Below are 20,903 nucleotides of genomic sequence, written 5' to 3'. Positions count from 1 at the left end.
ACCGCCTGTTCGTAAGATGCCTAATCGTCATCAGTCTATCGGTATGGGGACATAATGGAATCGTGCCATCGCGTGAGATGACATTCGATCGCGCTGCGGAATGGCATTTATACGGTGTCTGCGTGGTGTCTGTTCATTTCAGACGAAGCGGAAGGTGGTTTGCATGTGTTTCGATGATGCGTTGGACGGATTCGACGCCTATCTGAAAGCCAACCGAGGGTTGAGCGCAAACACCCGCAGGGCGTACCGCAGCGATGTCGAGGAATGCTTGGTGGCGTTGCGGAAACAGGGTTGCGTGGATCTGAATGAGGTGACCATCGAGGATTTGCGCCTGTGGATGGCCAAATCGTCCAAAAATCACGCACGCAGCAGCATGGCGCGCAAAACCGTCGCCGTGCGTGGATTCTTCGCATGGGCGTACGACCATGACATGGCGTCCGCCAACCCGGCGGCTTCGTTGCAGACGCCGAAAATCCCCGATACGCTGCCGGCGGTATTGAACGAAACGCAGGCGCAGCAGCTGATGGACCGCGTTGATGAGGACGGCATGGAGGCGCGATCGCAGGAACCGAATATGAAAAAACAGGCGATCGCGCTGCGTGACGCGGCCATGCTGGAACTGCTCTATGCCACCGGCATGCGTGTGGCGGAACTGGTCGGACTCGACGTGGCCGACGTGACATTCGGCAACCGCACGGTGAAAGTGACCGGCAAAGGCGACAAGCAGCGTGTCATGCCATTCGGCGCACCAGCCGACAAGGCCTTGCGCGATTGGCTGGAACATGGCCGTCCCGTACTATGCGGTGACATGTCGGACGACGCGTTCTTTTTGGGATCGCAGGGCGGGCGGATCGGTCAACGTATGGTGCGCAAGGTGGTGCACGACCGGGCACGGGAGGCCGGCGTGCCTGACATCAGTCCGCATGCGTTGCGCCACAGTGCGGCGACCCATATGCTCGACGGGGGAGCGGACCTGCGTGAGGTGCAGGAGATGCTGGGGCATTCCTCGCTGAAGACCACGCAGCGTTACACACACGTGTCCATCGAACAGTTGAAGGCACGATACGGGCAGGCGTTTCCACGGGCGTGACGCGGATTGGCAAAGTACGCTGACAGCGAACGGATATGTCCGCGTCCGTCCATACGCACGATGCGGATAAGTTGTTCCGGCGATAAGCGGGAAAAACGGATTGTTTTATCAGATGATGAGTTTTTGATTTGACTATTTTGCGTGGGCCTCCCTCGGATATGGAGCGGTTGTCCCTCAATCGAGTGATAATGAACCCACCATCAGAACGAAGACGGACGTTGATGCCACGGTATTGACGCCCGCCTTCTTTTTGAACAGGGTCTTACGGCTCTGGAAATAATGGATAAGGAGAATATGAATTCCATGAAGAAGAAAGCTCTGGCTTTCGCTGCGGCCGCATGCGCATTCGGCATGCTGCTCAGCGGTTGCGGCTCTTCCAACGGTGACTCCACCGCTGACAAGGGTTCCAACGTCATCACCGCATACAATTCCGAACCGCAGAACCCGCTCATCCCAGGCGACTGCAACGAGACCGGCGGCGGCAAGCCGCTCGACCTGCTGTTCGCACGTCTGATTTCCTTCGACGCCAAGGGCAACGCCTCCAACGAAGTGGCGGAGTCCATCAAGTCCAACGATGACGCCACCCAGTACACCATCAAGCTCAAGGATGGTTGGAAGTTCACCGACGGCACCCCGGTGACCGCCGAATCCTTCACCAAGGCATGGAGCTACACGGCCAACGCCAAGAACGCACAGCTCGGCTCCTCCTTCTTCTCCACCATCAAGGGCTACGACAAGCTCCAGGATGGAGACAAGCTCAAGGGCGACGAACAGCTCGAGGGCCTGAAGGTCGTCAACGACCATGAATTCACCGTCGACCTGAACCGTTCCGACTCCGTGTTCGCCATCAAGGTCGGCTACACCGCATTCGCTCCGTTGCCGGAATCCTTCTTCAAGGATCCGAAGGCCTTCGGCGAGAAGCCGGTCGGCAACGGCCCGTACAAGTTCCAGTCCTGGGACCACGACAACCAGATCGTGCTGGTGAAGAACCCCGACTACAAGGGCAACCGCGTCGCCAAGAACGACGGCGTGACCTTCAAGGTCTACACCAAGGATGAGGCCGCCTACGCCGACATCCAGTCCGGTTCCCTCGACGTGATGGAGTCCGTCCCGGCCTCCGCCACCAAGACCTTCCAGAAGGACTCCACCGTACAGGCCTACAACAAGGCCGGCTCCGTCATCCAGCAGTTCACCATCCCGGCCAAGCTGAAGCACTTCGAAGCCGACACCGAGGAAGGCACCCTGCGTCGCCAGGCCGTCTCCATGGCCATCAACCGCGAGAACATCTGCAAGAAGGTGCTCAACGGCACCGGCACCCCGGCCGCCGACTTCACCTCCCCGCTGACCCCGGGCTACTCCGATTCCCTCAAGGGCTCCGGCAACCTGAAGTACAACGAGAAGAAGGCCAAGGAACTGTGGGCGAAGGCCAACGCCATCAGCCCGTGGACCTCCGATGACAAGTTCACCTTCGCCTACAACGCCGATGGTGGCCACGAAGTCATCTACACCGCCGTGGTCAACTCCATCAACAACGTGCTGGGCGCCGGCGTGGCCGCCACCAACCCGTACCCGACCTTCAACGATTTCCGCACCGCCGTGTCCGACCGCAAGGTGAACGGCGCGTTCCGTAGCGGCTGGCAGCCGGATTACCCGTCCGCCGAAAACTACCTGGTGCAGAACTTCGCCTCCGCCGCTGCCGATGGCAACGGCTCCAACGATGGCGACTACAAGAACCCGGAGTTCGATGCGCTGTGCGACAAGGCCGCTGCCTCCAAGTCCGTCGCAGACGCCAACAAGCTGTACCAGCAGGCACAGGAAGTGCTGCTCAACGACCTGCCGGCCGTTCCGCTGTACTACGCCAATGCCTATGGTGTGGCCTCGACCGGTGTCTCCGGCTTCGAGATGAACTGGCAGAACCTGCCGGTCTACGAGAACATGACCAAGTCCGGCAAGTGAGCCGTTCTCTGATTTTGATTTCGTAGGATCGACATGAAGGAAGGAACGGATTCGAATATCCGTTCCTTCCTTTCCGCGTAATAAACGGGGCTTCCATCGGAGGTCCATGACGGCTGGACATGCGACATCAACAGAAGATGTCCGCGCGTGGGGTATATTTTCAGCTGTCTTTCATGAAACTGCAATATAAAGCACTGTGGTGCAGTATCACTGATACGTAACGGGGCAAGCGCCGGCCGCCCCGGGCCTCATGTCCTATACGCGTGAGCGTAGGGGACGAAGCCGCAAACGGCTGGCGAACGAGTGAGTAATCAAAAGGAGAAACCAATGGGCAAGTATCTTCTGCGACGCATTCTGCAGATGATCCCTGTGGTTCTCGGCACGACGCTTCTGGTGTATGCCCTGGTGTTCGCGTTGCCGGGCGAGCCGGTCAAGGCGATGTTCGGCGACAAGCCGGTCAACGAAGCGGTCGCGGCCCAGATCCGTGCCGAATACAATCTGGACAAGCCGTTCATCGTCCAGTATCTGCTGTTCCTGAAGAACGCGCTGACCCTCGACTTCGGCAAGACCTTCTCCGGACAGCTTGTCATCGACGTGATCGGCCGCGCCTTCCCCGTGACCATCAAGCTCGCCCTGATGGCCTTCGTGTTCGAAGCGGTTTTCGGCGTGATCTTCGGTGTGATCTCCGGCCTGAAGAAGGGCAAGTGGTGCGATACCGTCATCCTGATCTTCTCCCTGCTGCTCATCTCCGTGCCGACCTTCGTCACCGGCTTCCTCTGCCAGTACTTCCTCGGTGTGAAGTGGCATCTGCTGCCGGTCACCGCCGGAGCGAATCCAGGATTCCTTGATCTGCTGATGCCGGCCATGGTGCTTGGCTCGGTATCGATGGCGTACATCATCCGTCTGAGCCGTACGGAGATTTCGTCCAACATCGCCCTCGACTATGTGCGCACCGCGCGCGCCAAGGGCATGGACAACAAATCCGTCATGCTGCGCCACGTGCTGCGCAACTCCATGATCCCCGTCGTCACCTATCTGGGCCAGGATCTTGGCGCACTGATGGGCGGCGCGATGATCTCCGAAACCATCTTCAACGTGCATGGCATCGGCTACCTGACCTATCAGAGCATCCTCAAGGGAGAAGGCAACCTGGTGGTGTCCATCGTGACGCTGCTCATGCTGATCTTCGTGGTTTGCAATCTGCTGGTCGACATGCTGTACGCCGCGCTTGATCCGCGAATCCGTTACGCGTGAGTCGAGGGAGGGAACAAGAAATGACCGAAATGAATGAGACCAATCCTTCCACCGTGCTTCCGGGACAGGAACGCTATGTGGCACCGCTCGATGAGACGCCCCTGAAGGCCGTCGACTCGATGGACGAATCCGCACCGGCTTCGAACATGTGGGCCGACGCATGGCGAACCCTGCGTAAGAACCCGCTGTTCATCATCTCCGGACTGCTGATCATCTTCATCGTGTTCGTGGCGCTGTTCCCGAGCGTGTTGACCAAGCAGAACCCGAACTACTGCACGCTCGACAATTCCCTTGAGCCGGCTTCCTCAGGCCATCCGTTCGGCTTCGACCTGCAAGGTTGCGACGTATACTCCCGTGTGGTCTACGGCACCCGCACCTCGCTGAGCGTCGGCGTGTTCGCCACACTGCTGGTGGTGCTGCTCGGAACGCTGATCGGCGCAATCGCCGGCTTCTTCGGAGGATGGGTCGACGCCGTGCTGAGCCGACTGACCGATATCTTCCTCGCGCTGCCGATTCTGCTTGGCGCCATCGTGGTGCTCCAGATGTTCAAAACGAGCAGCTCCATCTGGAAGATCATTCTGGTGATGACGCTGTTCGGCTGGACCTCCGTGGCACGAATCGCGCGAGGTGCTGTGATGGAAGCCAAGAACCTTGAATTCAACACGGCGTCCACCGCTCTGGGATCCACCCCGATCCGCAACCTGTTCCGCCACATCCTGCCGAATTCGCTGGCTCCGATCATCGTGGTCGGCACCACCTCGCTGGCCACCTACATCGTGCTCGAGGCCACGCTGAGCTTCCTGGGCGTCGGCCTGCCCACCACCACGGTCAGCTGGGGCGGAGACATCTCCAACGCGCAGTCCATCCTGCGTACTGACCCGATGGTGCTGTTCTACCCGTCCGCCGCGCTGGCCATCACCGTGCTGGCATTCATCATGATGGGCGACGCCGTCAAGGACGCGCTCGATCCGAAGAGCCGTACGGCCTGAGTGTAAGTGAAGGGATATTCGATGACTGAAATGAATACCGAGAACAACCTCGAGGCCATGCAGCGCGCCCACGGGCCGCTGTTGGAGGTCAAGAACCTCCAGGTCGACTTCACCACCGATGAAGGCAAGGCCGTGCATGCCGTGCGCAACTCGTCCTTCAGCGTGTATCCCGGCCAGTGGGTGGCCATCGTCGGCGAATCCGGTTCCGGCAAATCCACTTCCGCCATGGCCGTGCTTGGCCTGCTTCCGGGAACCGGCCATGTGGTCGGCGGCTCCATCAAGCTTGATGGCCAGGAGATCTCCGGCTTCAAGCAGAAGGATTTCGACAAGCTCCGTGGTAGCAAGATGGGTCTTGTCCCGCAGGATCCGATGAGCAACCTGAACCCGGTGTGGCGCATCGGCACCCAGGTCAAGGAAGCGTTGGTGGCCAACAACATGGACATCGACCACGAAAAGCGTTCCGAATTCGCCAAGGCCCTGGCCGGTGACGAAGTGGAGCTCAAGGGCAATGACGATGAGACCTTCCTTGGTTCCAAGGAACTGCCTGATCTGATCGCCGCGGCCAAGGAGGCTCTTGTCAAGATCGGCAAGAGCGGTGACGAGCTTGACAAGATCATGGCCCGGTTCGCCGAGGAATGGGTTCCGGGATCCGAAACCCGCTGGCGTGTGGCCGATGGCCTGATTGAAGCCGGGGTGAAGGACGATGACGCATGGTACATCGCCAAGAAGTATGTGGTCGGCTCCACCATGGACGACCGCATCGCCGGTCTGCTGTCCGAGGCCGGTCTGCCTGACGCCGCCACCCGTGCCCGCCAGTTCCCGCACGAATTCTCCGGCGGCATGCGTCAGCGTGCGCTGATCGCCATCGGTCTGGCCTGCCGTCCGGAACTGCTCATCGCCGACGAGCCGACCTCCGCGCTTGACGTGACCGTGCAGAAGAAGATCCTCGACCATCTGCACATGCTGACCGATTCCCTGGGAACCGCGGTGCTGTTCATCACCCACGATCTCGGTCTGGCCGCGGAACGCGCCCAGCATATCGTGGTCATGTACAAGGGCCAGGTCGTGGAATCCGGTCCTTCACTGGAAGTGCTGCAGCATCCGCAGCATCCGTACACCAAGCGTTTGGTCGCCGCTGCGCCGTCCTTGGCATCGCAGCGCATCATCTCCGTCAAGGAACATGGCGGCGACGCCACCGCGGTCATGGAGCACGCGGTGAACGAGGATTCCCTGAAGAAGGGCGAAGCCATCATCACGGTGGATCACCTGACCAAGGAATTCAAACTGCCGCGCAAGAAGGAGATGTTCAAGGCGGTCGACGATGTGAGCTTCTCCATCAAGAAGGGCACCACATTGGCCATCGTCGGCGAATCCGGTTCCGGCAAATCCACCGTGGCCAACATGGTGCTGAAACTGCTTGAGCCGACCGCCGGCACCGTCACCTACGATGGCAAAGACATCTCCGGATTCAAGGGCAAGGAGTTGCTTGACTTCCGACGTCATGTGCAGCCGGTGTTCCAGAACCCGTACGGATCGCTCGACCCCATGTACTCCATCTACCGGTCCATCGAGGAGCCGCTGCGCATCCACGGCATCGGAGACAAGAAGAGCCGTGCCAAGCGTGTGCGCGAGCTCATCGACATGGTGGAATTGCCGGAATCGGTGATGAGCCGTTATCCGAACGAGCTTTCCGGCGGCCAAAGGCAGCGCATCGCCATCGCGCGCGCCATGGCCCTCGATCCGGATGTGATCGTCTGCGACGAGGCCGTCTCCGCATTGGACGTGCTGGTGCAGGACCAGGTGCTTCGCCTGCTCAACGACCTGCAGGCGGAAAAGGGACTGAGCTACCTGTTCATCACCCATGATCTGGCGGTGGTGCGTCAGATCGCCGATGAGGTCGTGGTGATGCAGCACGGCAAGCTGGTGGAGCATGCCACCACCGACGAGGTCTTCGACCATCCGAAGAAGCAGTACACCCGCGACCTGCTGGACGCCATCCCGGGCGGCAAGCTGCAGCTCGGACTCGACTGATCGCGTCAGCCATCTGGAAAACCTCCCTTCCCACAAGGGAGGTTTTCTTGTATTCCGGCTAGGCTAAGGCGCTATGACGATCACAATCACGACATCGAATGTGAATGGAATCCGCGCGGCGAAACGCAAAGGCATTGAGCAATGGGCCGCGAAGAACACGCCGGACGTGTGGTGCATGCAGGAAGTACGCGCCCCGCAAAACGAAATCGACCCCATCTTCGACGAATTCGGCTTCGAATACGCGACCGCCGGACGCATCGCCGACCAAAGCGGGCTTGATCGCATGAACGAGATCTGCCGTATCAAGGGACGCGCCGGCGTCGGTCTGCTCTCCGCGCTGCCCGTCATCGACAAACGCTACGGACTGCCGGGACTTGCCGAGGACGTCGATTCCGGTCGTTGGATCGAAGCGGATGTGAAGACCCCGCAAGGCTACACCGTCACTGTCGTATGCGTGTACGTGCACGCCGGCAACACCGACGATCCGGAGAAAATGAAGCAGAAATACCGTTTCCTCGACACCATGCTGGTACGTATGGGACAACTGCGCGATGAAGCGGCGCACGGCGGCAAGCAGGCGGTATTGTGCGGCGATTTCAACATCGCGCACACGCCGCTCGACATCAAGAACGCGAAAGCCAACGAGAAGCACGCCGGCTTCCTGCCCGAGGAACGCGCCTACGTGGACAAATGGCTGGGGGAGTTGGAATTCGTGGATGTGATGCGTTCCCTGTGCGGAGACATCCAAGGACCGTACACCTGGTGGAGCCAGCGGGGCCGCGCCTTCGACAACAACGTCGGCTGGAGGATCGACTACCAGTTCGCCACACCCGAACTCGCCGAAACGGCCCGCGGATTCGTCATCGACAAAGCTCCGACCTACGACCTGCGATGGTCGGATCATGCGCCGCTGAGCATCACCTACGACGTGTGAGTTTTTGCGGCCGTCATCCGGCCAATGCCGGGCAACGGGAGACACACTCCGATTCCCAGCCCGTATTAAGCATGGGTGCTAGGCTAGTCACGGTTGCAACCGTAATGAAATGAGGAACATCATGGGACTGTTTGGATTCGGCAAGAAGAAGCGTCAGAGCGAGGAAGCCGCTGAAGCCGCCGCCGAAGAGAACGACAAGGCCGATGAGGCCATCTCCGAAACCGCTGAGGCGCCCGCCGGTGGAATTCAGGAAACCATCCTTCCGGAACCATCCGATGAGTACGACGGCCGTGGCGATGAGCACGGTCCGTGGGACGTCGACGACGAGAACGTGCCCGACTATGACGAATACCTCGACATGGGCGCCTACTATCTGCCGTTCCTCCAAGGCATCGAACTGCGCGTGAAGGCCAACCGCGCCACCCAGCAGGTGCTCGGCACCACCATCACCTACGGATCCTCCAGCGTGGAGATCGAAGCCTTCGCCGCGCCGAAGACCATGGGACTGTGGGATGACGTGCGCGCCGACCTGGTTGAGGCCAACAAAGACGCCAAGGAGACCGACGGCGTGTTCGGCACCGAACTGACACTGCCGGTCGTGGTCAAGGGCGGACGCAAGGTCGTCACCCGCATCGTCGGTGTGGACGGACCGCGGTGGATGCTGCGCGGCATCTTCTCCGGCAAAGCCGCCACCGATCCGGACCACGCCGAAACCAAGGCGCTGAACCAGCTTTTCTCCAACATCGTCGTGGAACGCGGCGAGGACCCGCTGGCCCCGCGTGACCTCATCCCGATGCATCCGCCGGTCGCCCCGGCCGAACGCAAGGCCGCCAAGGAAGCCGCCGAAGCCGAACAGGCAGGCAGGACGATGGACATTCCAGGCCAGCCGAAGGGACCGTTTGACTCCGACCAGCAGGTCGAGGTCAAGACCACGTTGTCGCGTGGACCGATGTTCTCCGAAGTGCGCTGAGCGAACGACGACCACGAAAACACAAACGCATGGCTGAAACCGAAACCAAGAAAAGAACCGGCCTCGGCGCGCTCGCCGACGCCGGCGATGCCGACGATTTCTCCGTCATCGACGCAATCGGCGGTCCGCGCGGCGTCGTCGAATCGATGCTGCCGGGCGTGGTGTTCGTGGTGATGTTCGTCATCACCTCCGACCTGCATCTGACCATCGGCGTATCCGCAGCCCTCGCCGTACTGCAGGTGATCGTCCGCCTATGCCAACGCCAATCCGTCATGGGCGCCGTCTCCGGCCTTCTGGCAGTCGGCATCTGCCTGATCTGGGCATGGAACAGCCACGAGGCGCGCAACTACTACATGTTCGGATTCCTGACCAACGCCTTCTACATCGTGCTGCTCGCCATTTCGTTGATGGTACGTGTACCGGGACTTGGCTTGGTGATCGAATTCATCCGGACACTGCCAACCGAGCATCTGCGCGCATGGCTTGCCGATTGGCGTGACGACAAGGCATTGAACCGCGCGTACACCATCATCACCGCGTTGTGGATCGGCGTGTTCTCCCTACGACTGGTGGTGCAGGTGCCGTTGTACCTGTCCAACCAGGTCGGCTGGCTCGGCACTGCACGTCTGCTCATGGGCATTCCGTTCTGGGCGTTGGCCATCTGGGTGTCGTACCTCATCGTGGCCACCCCCATGCATCGGCATAAGACGTTGGCCGAACCAAACGCCGACGCGATGGACGACAACAACGAAACGGAGGAACAGCACTGATGGAATCGACCATCCGCATCGAACGATACGCCGACCAAGGCCGTTGCGTCGGCCACATCGACGGACGCGTCGTGTTCGTGCGATTCGCGTTGCCGGGCGAGCTGGTACGCGTCGTGTTGGACGAGCCACATGATCGCGAGGACCGTTTTTGGACTGGCGAAGTGACGGAAGTGCTGGAAGCCAGCGAGGACCGCGTCGAACCCGTATGGCCGTTGGCCGGCCCGCTCGCCATGGGCGGCGGCGTCGGCGGTGCCGATTTGGTGCACGTCTCACTGCCCGGACAGCTTAAATGGAAATCCATGTCCATCGCCGAACAGATGAGACGTCTCGGCCATGTCGACGTTGACGTGCCGATCGAGCGCATGCCCGAGGATGAGGCGGAGCATGGGCTGCACTGGCGTACCCGCATCGAGATGATCGCGGACGAGAACGGCCGACCGTCCATGCGCAGACGCGGCACCCACGTGCGTGTGCCGATCGACACCATGCCGTTGGCCAGTCGCGCGTTGCTTAACGTGGCCGAGAAGGAACACGTGTGGGATGGGGGATTCACTCCCGGATCGCAGATTCGTCTGTCTGTTCCCGAGCCTCGCGGCAATGCCGAAATCGCCGACAACTACGCCGTGCTCGTCGATGGCGAAGTGACGGCGGGCAATCGCGAGCTTACCGAAAAGGTGACGGTGTGCGGACGTGAATTCGAATACGGTGTGGACGCCGGCGGATTCTGGCAGATGCACCGTCACGCGCCGATCGCGTTGACCGGCCATGTGATGTCCTTGGTGCATGGCGAGCTTGACGGCGCCGCTTCCGCATGCCTGTGGGATTTGTATTCCGGTTCCGGCCTGTTCACGCTGCCGTTGGCCACGTTAAGCGCCGGCCGCACGCGCATGCTGAGCGTGGAAGGTGGCAAGACCGCTGTCAAACACGCGCAGCGCAATCTGAGGGCCATCCATTTGGGCAATGTCGACGCCCGTGTGGGCGATGTGGCCAAGACGCTTGCCAACGTACGCAACGATTTGGCCAAACCCGATATCGTGGTGCTTGATCCGCCGCGTGCCGGCGCACGTGCGAAGGTATGCAGGCAGATCGCCGAATCCGGCGCGCGAAGCGTCGTATACATCGCCTGCGACCCGGCATCGCTGGCACGCGACACCGCCACATTGGCCTCGCTCGGATACGATCTTGCCGATATTCGCGCATTCGACATCTATCCGACCACCCACCATGTCGAAACGGTGGCGCTATTCAGGAAAGCCACACGATGACCGGTTTCGCGCGGCGTGCCGCAGCCGGTCTCCTTGCAGCCGTCTTCGGCATCTCCATGCTGGCCGGCTGCACGCCGAACAATGCCGCGGTGGGAGATACGCAGTCCGCAGGCGATGCGGTCGCCCACAGCATGAAGGACCGCAACAGTCTCGACGTGGCCATGATCGGCTCCCAAGACGAACAGACCGATCGCCTGGCGTTGGATGCCATGGAGGCGGGCGGGCTCAGGCCGGTGTATCTGCCGGTCGCCGGCACGGTCGACATGCAGGACACCGCCCGGCAAGCGGTCGAGGATATGACGCAACGCATGGTCAGCATCATCGTCATTTCGGGAATCGACGTGTCCGGCGTGAACCATGACGGCTGGTACGACACGCTGACAACCGCAAGACAGGCGGGCATTCCAGTGGCACTGCTCAACCCGATCGCCACGCCGACCGACAGCACGCTGTTCGCTGCGACGCTCACAATCAACGACCACATGACGGATGCGACGCCGCTCGCCGACGCGGTAGCCGGCATAGCCAACAACGACCCGCACGACAGAACAATCCTCGTCACCACCATCAGCCACGGCGGCAAACAGTGAACCGCTCCACGCATTCGGGTGAGTTCGAATCGGTTCGGATGCGTGGCGCTGAACACACCCTGAGAAAACCCTGAATTTTGCCGGAGCTTTACGGGAAAAGCCTGCGGGCGCGCATCGCCAAGCGGTATGCTGGCAGCATGAGCGAAAGTCAAACCATGCCTGAAACCAGTGAAAAGGGGCTCACCGCAGCGGAAGTCGCCGCCCTTACGGAAAGCGGGCAGGTCAACGCCGTCAAATCGTCCACGTCACGTTCGTTCGCCGACATCGTGCGAGCCAACGTGTTCACCCTGTTCAACGGCATCATCTTCGCCGCCATGGTCATGGTATTGGTCACGGGATCATGGAGAGACGCCGTGTTCGGCCTCGTCATCCTCATCAACACCGGCATCGGCATCATCACCGAACTGAAAGCCAAACGAACGCTCGACAAGCTTTCCATCCTCGTAGCCTCCGACTATCTCGTACGACGCGACGGCAAGGACGTCGAAGTGCCGCACAACGAAATCGTGCTCGGCGACCTCATGTGGATCCGCTCCGGCGAACAGGTTCCCGCCGACGCGCAGATCGTGCGCACCTGGGGCCTGGAACTCGACGAATCCATGCTCACTGGCGAATCGCGCACCGTGCGCAAGAACGAAGGCGACGACATCTATTCCGGATCCACCGCGGTCTCCGGCATGGCCTTGGTCAAGGTCAACGCGGTCGGCGCGCACAGCTATGCCGCCACCTTGACCGCGCAGGCGAAGGTCTACAAAAAGACCGTGTCCGACCTCAACAAGGGCATCAACACCATCCTCAAATTCATGACCTTCCTCGTCGTGCCGCTGTGCGTGCTGCTCATCTGGTCGCAGGTGCACGCGGTCGGCGGTTGGGACGTAGCCGTCTCCACCGGCCAATGGCGTTCCGCCGTGGTGTCCGCCGTGGCTGGCGTGGTCGGCATGATCCCCGAAGGCCTCGTACTGCTCACCTCGCTCAACTTCGCGCTCGCCGCCATCCGTTTGGCACGCAAGAACACGCTCGTGCAGGAGCTCGAATCCGTGGAGACCCTCGCACGCGTGGACTGCCTGAACCTCGACAAAACCGGCACCGTCACCGACGGCGGCATCATGCTCAACGAAATACGCATGCTGGATGGCATCGGAGCCAATACCGTTGACGAACATGCCGTGAAACAGGCGTTGTACGACCTGTCGAACGAAGGACAGCCGAACGGCACCGGATTGGCGATTCTCAACGGACTGGGCAAGCAGGGATTCTCCGCCGGTCCCGTCGCGGCGCGCGTTCCGTTCTCGTCGGCACGCAAATGGAGCTCGATTGCCGATGACGGCGCGGCATGGACGATGGGCGCGCCGGAAGTCGTGCTGTCCCACTTGGATGGCGATTACGCCGACGTTCTTCGACTGGTCAACGATTCCGCACACGACGGAAACCGCGTGCTGCTGATCGCACGGCATGACGGCAAGGCGCCCGCCGATTACGAAAGCGATCCCGCCATCGACCCCGCATCGCGGCCCGTCGCGCTGGTATTATGCTCCGAGCACATTCGCGACGACGCCGAAGCCACACTCGCCTGGTTCCGCGAGCAGGGCGTGCGCTGCCGCATCATCTCCGGCGACAATCCCGTCACCGTCGGTGCGATCGCAAGAAAAGTACGGCTCACCGGAGACGCGGAGCCACGCTTCATGGACGCGCGCGAACTGCCCACCGACATCACGGAACTGGCGAAAGTACTGGAGAACGTGGACGTGCTCGGCCGTGTCCTGCCCGACCAGAAGAAGGCGATCGTCCAGGCGCTGCACCTAGGCGATCATGTCGTGGCGATGACCGGCGACGGCGTGAACGACGCGCTCGCCATCAAGGAGGCCGACCTGGGCATCGCGATGGGCAACGCGGCACCCGCCACCAAAGCCGTCGCACAAGTGGTGCTCGTCGATTCGAAATTCTCGCATCTGCCCGATGTGGTGGCACGTGGACGCCAGGTCATGGCCAACATGGAACGCGTGGCCAGCCTGTTCCTCGTCAAAACCGTATATTCCGCGCTGATCTCGCTCGGCGTGGTGCTGACGCAGATCCCATTCCCATACCTGCCCCGCCATATCACCTACATCGGCGCACTCACCATCGGCATGCCGGCGTTCATCCTCGCGCTTGCGCCGAACACGCGCCGCTACATTCCGGGCTTCCTCAGGCGCGTGGTGCACTTCGCATTGCCGGGAGGCATCGCCACGGCTCTGTCGATTCTCGCCGATTCGTGGCTGTTGCCGAAGTTCATGGGCTGGGACGCACAGCATTCCGCCGCGCAGCTGGGCATGCTTCGTGGCGTCAACGCGATTATCCTGCTGATGATGGGCATCTTCGTACTGGCGCGCGTGGCCCGTCCACTCAACTCGTGGAGAGGCGGTCTGGTATTGGCGTTCGCCGTGGCGGGCGTGGCCGGCATGTTCATTCCGCCCGTCGCGCGTTTCTTCGCGCTCGTGATACCGTCCGGCGAAATGCTCGCGGCGACGGGCATCGCGCTTGTGGTGTCCGCCATCATTTTCGTGCTGTGCCTGTGGTGCGTGCCGAAAATAGTCGCCATTTTCTCACGTTTCAAGAAGACACGCCAGTGCTGAAGTAACGTGGCTGTATCGTTGGCAACGGATAATCGGCTGCTGGAAAGTTTCAACCAGCCACAAAAGCTCGGAGGTAGCATGTCTGTGCGCGACGACCAGCTCGACACCCTGAAGGTGGGCGGCAAGGATTACGACTTTTACCGCATCGCGGATTTGCCGGGCATCGATCATCTCCCGTATTCGTTGAAGGTTCTTGTTGAGAACCTGGTGCGCAACATCGATGGCGCCAACATCACGGATGATCATGTCAAGGCCCTGTTGGATTGGGATCCGGCCGCACAGCCGAGCCACGAGATCCAGTTCACCCCGTCCCGCGTGGTCATGCAGGACTTCACCGGCGTGCCGTGCATCGTCGACCTCGCCACCATGCGTGACGCCGTCAAGGAGCTTGGCGGAGATCCGGAGGTCATCAACCCGCAGGTCCAGTCCGACATGGTCATCGACCATTCCGTGCAGATCGACAAGTACGGCGTGGCCGACGCGGTCGAACAGAACATGGACATCGAATACCAGCGCAACGGCGAACGCTACCAGTTCCTGCGTTGGGGCCAGCAGGCCTTCCGCAACTTCCGCGTGGTGCCGCCGGGAACCGGCATCATCCACCAAGTCAACATCGAATACCTCGCCAAAGTCGTCATGACCAAGGCAGGGGAGCGCGGTCGCGACCTCGCCTACCTCGACTCCTGCGTGGGCACCGACTCGCACACCACCACCGTCAACGGTCTGGGCGTGCTCGGCTGGGGCGTCGGCGGCATCGAAGCCGAAGCCGCCATGCTCGGCCAGCCGATCTCCATGCTCGTGCCGCGCGTCGTCGGCTTCAAGCTCACCGGTTCCATTCCGGAAGGCGTCACCGCCACCGACGTGGTCCTCACCATCACCGACATGCTCCGCCAGCACGGTGTGGTCGGCAAATTCGTGGAATTCTACGGCGAAGGCATCGCTTCCGTGCCGCTGGCTAACCGCGCCACCATCGGCAACATGGGACCGGAATTCGGCTCCACCTGCGGCATCTTCCCGATCGACAACGTCACCCTCGACTATCTGCGTCTGACCGGTCGTTCCGAAGAACAGATCGCTCTCGTCGAAGCCTACGCGAAAGCCAACAAGCTCTGGGGCGACGCCACCGATCCGGACTACGTAGAACCGCAGTACTCCGAATACCTGGAACTCGACCTCGGCACCGTCGTGCCTTCCATCGCGGGACCGAAGCGTCCGCAGGACCGCATCAGGCTGTCCGAATCGAAAGAGAAGTTCGAAGCCACGCTGCCGGCGTACGAAACCGACAAGACCGTGCAGGATCCGATCGCGGTATCCACTGACTTCCGTGGCGACTTCGATATCAAGAACGGCGACGTGGCGATCGCGTCCATCACGTCGTGCACCAACACCTCCAACCCGTCCGTCATGATCGCCGCCGGCCTGATCGCCCGCAACGCGCATGCCAAGGGACTGAAGCCCAAGCCGTGGGTCAAGACGTCTCTCGCCCCGGGCTCCCAGGTCGTCGCCGACTATCTGAAGGCCGCCGGCCTGCAGGATGATCTCGACGCGCTCGGCTACCAGCTGGTCGGCTTCGGCTGCGCCACCTGCATCGGCAACTCCGGCCCGCTGCTGCCGGAAATCTCCGAGGCCATCAACGCCAACGATTTGACCGTCACCTCCGTGCTGTCCGGCAACCGTAACTTCGAAGGCCGCATCAGCCCGGACGTCAAGATGAACTACCTCGCGTCCCCGCCGCTCGTCATCGCCTACGCGCTCGCCGGCACCATGGATTTCGATTTCGAAACCCAGCCGCTCGGCAAGGACCAGGACGGCAACGACGTGTACCTGAAGGACATCTGGCCTACCAATGAGGAAGTCGCCGCAGTGGTGGATGGCACCGTCAGCCGCGAGATGTTCCTCAAGGATTACGCCTCCGTGTTCGAAGGCGACCGCCGTTGGAAGGGCCTTGACGTGCCGGAAGGCGAACTGTTCGCATGGGATGAGAACTCCACCTACGTGCGCAAGCAGACCTTCTTCGACGGCATGAAGGCCACCCCGGATCCGGTCAAGGACATCCACGGCGCCCGCGTGCTCGCGCTGCTCGGCGACTCCGTGACCACCGACCACATCTCCCCGGCAGGCGCGTTCAAGGCCTCCAGCCCGGCAGGCAAATACCTGACCGACCGTGGCGTCGAACCGAAGAACTTCAACTCCTACGGTTCCCGTCGAGGCAACCATGAGGTCATGGTCCGCGGCACGTTTGGCAACATCCGCCTGCGCAACCAGTTGCTCGCCTCCGTCGGCGAGGAAATCACCCCTGGTGGCTACACCTACGACTTCCTCGACAAGAAGCCGACCACGATCTTCGAAGCGTCTCGCGACTATATCGATCATGATGTGCCGCTCGTCGTGCTCGCAGGCAAGGAATACGGTACCGGCTCCTCCCGTGACTGGGCCGCCAAGGGCACCGTCATGCTGGGCGTCAAAGCCGTCATCACCGAAAGCTTCGAACGCATCCACCGTTCCAACCTCATCGGCATGGGCGTGCTGCCATTGCAGTTCCCCGAAGGCGAATCGTATGAGAGCCTCGGCCTGAACGGCACCGAAACCTACGACATCTCCGGTGTCGAGGAGCTCAACAAGGGCGTCACCCCGAAGACGGTCCACGTCACCGCCACCCACGCGGACGGTTCCACGACCGAATTCGATGCCGTCGTTCGCATCGATACGCCAGGCGAAGCGGACTACTACCGCAACGGAGGTATTCTCCAGTACGTCCTGCGCAACCTGATGCGCTAGGCGTCGGACGGGGCTGATACGCGGGCATGGCGAAAGTGACATTGCGGGACGTGGCCGAAGCGGCTGGTGTCTCCATCGCAACCGCCTCATGGGCGGTGAACGACAACCGGGACGTGCAGATCACGGAATCCACACGCCGCAAGGTGCGCAGGGCCGCTGACGAACTCGGCTACCATCACAACGCGCTCGCCCGCGGATTGGCCCGAGGCTGCTCCGACATCATCGGCTTCATCAGCGACGGAGTGGCCACATCGCCCTTCGCCGGCCAGGTGATCCAAGGCGCGCAGGACGAAGCCTGGCGCAATGGGAAAATTCTGCTGGTGGTGGATACCGACGGCAGAAAAGACGTGGAACGCAGAACCTTCTCGTTCATGTTCGAACACCAGGTCGAGGGCATCATCTACTCGAAATGGGTACACGGTTCAATCACTCCGCCGGACGAGCTTGGCAGAATGCCGTCCGTGCTGGTCAACTGCTATGACGAGCGCGGACGGTTCCCCGCGGTGGTGCCGGACGAAGTGCAGGGTGGCGCCACCGCCACACGGCTGTTGTTGGAAGCCGGACACCGGCGTATCGCATTCGTCAACGATGCCGCGCCGTCATCCGCTTCGGTTGGCCGTCTTGCGGGATACAAGGCCGCGCTTGCGCGGTTCGACGTCGATTTCGACCCTTCGCTGGTGCTGTCCGTGACCGCCGATCAGGAAGGCGGTTACGGAACGGCAGCACAGGTGTTGGCGACGGGTGCGACCGGAGTGTTCTGTCATAACGACCGCACCGCGCTCGGCCTGTACGACGCGTTGCGGGAATCGGGGAAACGCATGCCGGACGATATTTCCGTGGTCGGTTTCGACAACCAGGAAGTGATTTCGGCCCACATGCATCCCGCTTTGACCACTGTTGGCCTTCCTCAGTACGATCTCGGCGTGATGGGCGTGCGTACCCTGTTGCGTCGTTGCGGAGCCGACAATGACGAATCGGAGATAGTCTCCGAACGGTTCGAGCCGGTTCATGTCCAATGCCCGGCAGTGCCTCGGGATTCAGTGCGGACGTTGTAGACACGTCAATCGTTTGACATTCCGTTTTTCAATGCTATATCTCGTTTAAGCGTTTAAATCATTTAAGCGCTTAAACGAAGCAATACGAAGCGAAATAGCGTCATTGCGATGACGGTCATGGGTGACTGCCTTCCAAAGGCGCCACACAAGGAAAGGCAAGGCCAATGAAGCTTTACTACCAGTTCCCCGGCACGTGGTTCGGTGATTGCATGCCGTTCGGCAAGGGCGACGAGTTCTTCCTGTTCCACCAGAGGGGCAACCGCAACCCTGAACCGTTCGGCGAGCCGTTCGGCTGGGACCTCGCCACCACCAAGGGCTTCGTCGACTACCGTGACTGCGGCGTGGCGGTCCCGCGCGGCGGCGACGACGAGCAGGACCAGTTCACGTCATGAACATCGGCCTGGAACGGCCCATCGGCCTCGAGGCGGGGCATACGTACCACATCCGTCTCGTCGTCGACGACACCATCGGCACGTTGCACGTGGATGGGGTGGCGTTGAATGTGCGCATGTACGAGCGTCCGGGCGAGTCGTTGGGCGTCTTCGCCACCGACGGCACGGTCGAGGTGCGCAACGCCTCCATCGCCCGCGGACTGAAGAGGAAGTGAACGTGTCCTTTCCGGCTTGATGTGACGCAATCGGCTGCGTGTCCTTATGCGTGACGGCGTGGGGCATGCAGCCGATTGTTTTTATTCCTCGGATTTCCGCTTGGTATGCGTGGTTCGGTACGTGATGGGGGTGACGCCCATGAACCGGTGGAAGGTGCGGGAGAAGAAACTGGCGGATGAGAAACCGGTCTGTTTGGCGACCGTGGCGATAGGCAGCGAGCTCGTTACCAGCAGGTTGGCTGCGGCGCGCACGCGCACGTCGTTGACGAATTCGATTGGCGACTGGTTGAGCGATTCGCGGAATATCGATGCGCAAGTGGTGCGTCCCACCGATCCGGCCGATGCGATTTGCTTCAAGGTGATCGGACGCACGTAATATCTCTGCACGTAATCGATCATCTTGCGTAGCGTCACGATGCGGGGGTGCGGCGCTGTGGAAGTCGCGCAATGACTGCCGGCGATCGCCAGTATGTCGCGGACGACCGCATAGAAACAGCTGAGCACCGTCAACGCCTCGGTATCGTCGGTTAGCGTCATATCGTCGGCGGGCAACGGTTCGGCTGACCGCTCTGACCGCTCCAGCGGACCGAATTTCGCCGCATGAAGCTGTCGGATGGTGGCGAGCAGCCGCCGACCGGGGGCCGTGTCGTCGGTGATGACGGCATATGGCATCGTGTTCTCCGCCATCAACGGCGCGATGAAACGGTCGTACACTTCGAATGAGGCGCACATTTTAGCCGGATTGAGCAACGTGCAGGAGAATTCGCAATCGGAACCGTCCTTGGTGAAACCGTAATGCAGCTGACGTGAGTTGACGAAAATCGCCTGCCCCTCATCGAGCCGGACTGTTTCTCCGTTGACGAAATACCACATATGCCCATGGATGATGTAGGTGAGTTCAAGGTCGACATGCCAATGGCATTCCGCACGCATATGGGGGTACTGGTGGAGCAGCGAATGCTCGGTGAAGGAGAAGAACATCGGCGCGTCATACTGCACTATCTCCGAACCATCGGGTCGGCGACCCCAATTGGTGATGGGCATCACCTCACGGGAGGCCCATTCGTCCCGTTCCATCTGTGCGTCTTCATCGGCAGTGTTCATGACTACTCTAATAAACGGTAGATAATGCAAAGAACAAGGATGATTCTACAACATTGCGAGTGCTGCCGTCGATGTTGGTGGTGTTGAATGGTGTCAAAGGACGTCAAACGATTGACAAACAGATTCACAAGGAGCTTTCAATGGCGGAGAATGAAGGTGCGGCCGTTGCCGTGGATAATGCGGCGGTGCCTACGAACGAGTGGGAACGCATGCTTTCCGGCGAATTGTATATTTGCGGTGATATGCAGCGTGAAGCGAACATGCGTAAACGCCGCTTGGTGCACGCCATCAACACGTCCGCATACGACGCGTTCGAGGAACGTAACAGGCTGTTCCGCGAACTGTTCGGTTCACTCGGCAAAGGCGCGTTCCTTGAACCGCCATTCAACTGCGATTACGGCTGCAACACGTATATCGGCGACAACTTCTATGCCAATATGGACTGCATCTTCCTCGACGTGGCGAGAATCACCATCGGCGACCGTGTCTTCTTCGGCCCGCGCGTCGGCCTGTACACGCCATACCATCCAATCGATGCGGCCGTACGCGCTTCCGGTCCGGAAGGGGCCCGTCCGATCACCATCGGCAATGACGTGTGGTTCGGCGGCAGCGTGGTGGTCTGTCCGGGCGTTACCATCGGCGATGATGTGGTGATCGGTGCAGGCTCCGTGGTGACCAAGGATATCCCATCCCATTCGGTGGCCGTGGGCAACCCGTGCCATGTGATTCGCAAGATCACTGATGCGGACCGTGAATACTGGGAGGGCAAGGCCGCCGAATACCGCGCATGGAAGGATTCGCTGTAAAACCTCGCCCAATATTCGGCCCAACGTCGGGATAAGGCTGGTCGGCCTGCATATCCCGGCGTTTTCGTTTGTCCGTCGTCTGAAACGGGCTT

General features: G+C 60.8%; 17 protein-coding genes. 16 read left to right on the top strand and 1 reads right to left on the bottom strand.

The features are described 5' to 3' along the window. Positions 1 to 163 precede the first annotated feature (163 nt). The 15 genes from Q5H33_RS02270 (at position 164) to Q5H33_RS02200 (ending at position 18,901) form a co-directional block, all read left to right on the top strand. Positions 164 to 1,090, top strand: coding sequence for a tyrosine recombinase XerC (locus tag Q5H33_RS02270; RefSeq protein WP_042990964.1), 927 nt, complete (start codon positions 164 to 166; stop codon positions 1,088 to 1,090). Positions 1,091 to 1,393: 303 nt separating this feature from the next. Beyond that, positions 1,394 to 3,046, top strand: a complete 1,653-nt coding sequence (locus Q5H33_RS02265) for an ABC transporter substrate-binding protein (RefSeq protein WP_039776239.1) — start codon at positions 1,394 to 1,396, stop codon at positions 3,044 to 3,046. A 327-nt stretch (positions 3,047 to 3,373) separates the two neighbouring features. Then, positions 3,374 to 4,300 carry an ABC transporter permease gene (locus tag Q5H33_RS02260; RefSeq protein ID WP_117565390.1) on the top strand — a complete coding sequence of 309 codons (927 nt, stop codon included), beginning with the start codon at positions 3,374 to 3,376 and terminating at the stop codon, positions 4,298 to 4,300. A gap of 20 nt (positions 4,301 to 4,320) precedes the next feature. Next, positions 4,321 to 5,289, top strand: coding sequence for an ABC transporter permease (locus tag Q5H33_RS02255; protein WP_003810669.1), 969 nt, complete (start codon positions 4,321 to 4,323; stop codon positions 5,287 to 5,289). A 21-nt stretch (positions 5,290 to 5,310) separates the two neighbouring features. Further along, positions 5,311 to 7,320 (top strand): ABC transporter ATP-binding protein, encoded by a 2,010-nt coding sequence (locus Q5H33_RS02250; RefSeq protein WP_033499709.1) that lies wholly within the window; start codon positions 5,311 to 5,313, stop codon positions 7,318 to 7,320. 73 nt (positions 7,321 to 7,393) lie between these two features. Next, a complete protein-coding gene (locus Q5H33_RS02245; RefSeq protein WP_003810666.1) occupies positions 7,394 to 8,254 on the top strand; it encodes an exodeoxyribonuclease III in 861 nt (286 codons plus the stop codon). A gap of 121 nt (positions 8,255 to 8,375) precedes the next feature. Continuing rightward, on the top strand, positions 8,376 to 9,224 hold the full coding sequence (locus Q5H33_RS02240; protein ID WP_011743413.1) for a DUF3710 domain-containing protein: 849 nt from the start codon (positions 8,376 to 8,378) through the stop codon (positions 9,222 to 9,224). 29 nt (positions 9,225 to 9,253) lie between these two features. Beyond that, positions 9,254 to 9,994: a DUF3159 domain-containing protein gene (locus tag Q5H33_RS02235; protein ID WP_070122472.1), complete on the top strand. Its 741-nt coding sequence runs from the start codon at positions 9,254 to 9,256 to the stop codon at positions 9,992 to 9,994. Next, positions 9,994 to 11,259: a class I SAM-dependent RNA methyltransferase gene (locus Q5H33_RS02230; RefSeq protein ID WP_055308842.1), complete on the top strand. Its 1,266-nt coding sequence runs from the start codon at positions 9,994 to 9,996 to the stop codon at positions 11,257 to 11,259. Before Q5H33_RS02235 ends, Q5H33_RS02230 begins: the two co-directional genes overlap by 1 nt. After that, positions 11,256 to 11,849 (top strand): sugar ABC transporter substrate-binding protein, encoded by a 594-nt coding sequence (locus tag Q5H33_RS02225; protein WP_038444654.1) that lies wholly within the window; start codon positions 11,256 to 11,258, stop codon positions 11,847 to 11,849. The genes Q5H33_RS02230 and Q5H33_RS02225 overlap by 4 nt, the downstream gene beginning before the upstream one ends. Before the next feature lie 137 nt (positions 11,850 to 11,986). Continuing rightward, positions 11,987 to 14,461 (top strand): HAD-IC family P-type ATPase, encoded by a 2,475-nt coding sequence (locus Q5H33_RS02220; RefSeq protein WP_085381055.1) that lies wholly within the window; start codon positions 11,987 to 11,989, stop codon positions 14,459 to 14,461. Positions 14,462 to 14,539: 78 nt separating this feature from the next. Then, on the top strand, positions 14,540 to 17,239 hold the full coding sequence (gene acnA, locus Q5H33_RS02215; protein WP_003810651.1) for an aconitate hydratase AcnA: 2,700 nt from the start codon (positions 14,540 to 14,542) through the stop codon (positions 17,237 to 17,239). A gap of 26 nt (positions 17,240 to 17,265) precedes the next feature. Beyond that, entirely contained in the window at positions 17,266 to 18,294 is a 1,029-nt protein-coding gene (locus Q5H33_RS02210; protein WP_302422770.1) for a LacI family DNA-binding transcriptional regulator, read from the top strand. Between the two features lie 164 nt (positions 18,295 to 18,458). Further along, positions 18,459 to 18,686, top strand: a complete 228-nt coding sequence (locus Q5H33_RS02205) for a hypothetical protein (RefSeq protein WP_229081050.1) — start codon at positions 18,459 to 18,461, stop codon at positions 18,684 to 18,686. Then, complete coding sequence (locus Q5H33_RS02200) at positions 18,683 to 18,901, top strand: hypothetical protein (RefSeq protein ID WP_033499703.1); 219 nt, start codon at positions 18,683 to 18,685, stop codon at positions 18,899 to 18,901. Before Q5H33_RS02205 ends, Q5H33_RS02200 begins: the two co-directional genes overlap by 4 nt. Positions 18,902 to 18,982: 81 nt before the next feature. On the opposite strand, the gene Q5H33_RS02195 is transcribed toward Q5H33_RS02200, so the two are convergent. After that, on the bottom strand, positions 18,983 to 20,005 hold the full coding sequence (locus Q5H33_RS02195; RefSeq protein WP_171024929.1) for an AraC family transcriptional regulator: 1,023 nt from the start codon (positions 20,003 to 20,005) through the stop codon (positions 18,983 to 18,985). Positions 20,006 to 20,145: 140 nt separating this feature from the next. Between Q5H33_RS02195 and Q5H33_RS02190 the strand changes: the two genes are divergently transcribed. Beyond that, positions 20,146 to 20,811 carry a sugar O-acetyltransferase gene (locus tag Q5H33_RS02190; RefSeq protein ID WP_302422764.1) on the top strand — a complete coding sequence of 222 codons (666 nt, stop codon included), beginning with the start codon at positions 20,146 to 20,148 and terminating at the stop codon, positions 20,809 to 20,811. Positions 20,812 to 20,903 lie beyond the last annotated feature (92 nt).

The sequence above is a fragment of the uncultured Bifidobacterium sp. genome (assembly GCF_959020145.1).
GTDB lineage: Bacteria > Actinomycetota > Actinomycetes > Actinomycetales > Bifidobacteriaceae > Bifidobacterium.
This window is presented reverse-complemented; position numbering and strand designations above follow the sequence as displayed.